The sequence below is a fragment of the Acinetobacter sp. 228 genome (assembly GCF_048147885.1).
Genome location: NZ_JAYWYV010000479.1, coordinates 1 through 1,131 on the forward strand (window position 1 = coordinate 1; position 1,131 = coordinate 1,131).

The following is a 1,131-nucleotide window of genomic DNA, read 5'->3' on the forward strand; positions in this document are numbered from 1 at the left end:
TTGAACGCATGCGGTGTTGCAAACAACTCATTAGATGTTTGATAGCCTTGTAATGACTCTGGTACAGCGTAGTCACCTTTAGCGACCTTTGCGGGATTTGATGAGCTAGCTACTACAGCCTGTGGCTGTTCTGCTTTTTCAGCAATAGGTGCAGATGTTTCCGCTTTACTTTGTTCCGAAGGTGCTTCGGGTGCTTGAGCTGCTGAACCACCTAATGATGCGATAAACTTTTCAATTTCTGCATCAGAAACTTCACTATCAGCACATACGGCAATAAGACCACCAACAGGTAAAGTATCACCATCTTTCGCTAAAATTTTACGGAGCGTTCCAGCAAAAGGCGCTTCTAACACATTGACGATTTTTGTGGTTTCAATTTCACAAATTTCATCGCCCTTATTAAAGCTATCACCCTCTTTAATCAGCCATTGGGCGATCATGCCTTCTTCCATGGATAATCCCCATTTCGGGATCTCCAGCGTTTTAATTTCGCTCATCCTAAGCCTCCAATGTTTTTCGCACAGCTTGCTCAATACGCTCTACACTTGGAATCCATTCTTTTTCTAAAACTGGAGAGAATGGAACAGGCGTATGTGGTGGCGTTACGAGTTCAACAGGTGCTTTCAAATAGTGGAAACCTTTTTGCGCGATCAGTGCAGCCACATCATGACCAAAGCCACAGCGTGCCGCTGATTCATCCACAATAACCACACGCCCAGTCGATGCAACAGACTCTAAAATTCCTTCTTCATCCAGAGGTGAAATTGTTCGAGGGTCGACCACTTCAACTGAAATACCATCTTTTGCAAGTTTGTCTGCCACTTCATTAGCGCGATGTACCATCAAACCTAAAGCAATAATGGTCACGTCTGTCCCTTCACGGGTGTAATTTGCTACACCAAAAGGAATGGTATAGGCATCATCTGGAACTTCGCCTTTAATGTCATAGAGCATTTTATGCTCACAGAACACCACAGGGTCGTCATCACGAATGGCCTGAATTAATAGCCCTTTCACATCATATGGGCTAGATGGAACCACAACTTTTAAGCCCGGAACCGCAGCAAATACGTTATATGGTGACTGAGAATGCTGCGCGGCCGCAGAAAAACCTGCGCCAATCATGCCACG

Annotated in this window: 2 protein-coding genes; both read right to left on the reverse strand. The window is 44.9% G+C overall.

What is annotated here, in order from left to right:
• Positions 1-497 (reverse strand): biotin/lipoyl-containing protein (locus VXQ92_RS20020; protein WP_416682963.1); only part of this gene is annotated, 497 nt, incomplete at its 3' end.
• A 1-nt stretch (position 498) separates the two neighbouring features.
• Positions 499-1,131, reverse strand: a 633-nt coding sequence (locus tag VXQ92_RS20025) for an alpha-ketoacid dehydrogenase subunit beta (protein ID WP_416682964.1), incomplete at its 5' end; no start/stop codon positions are given.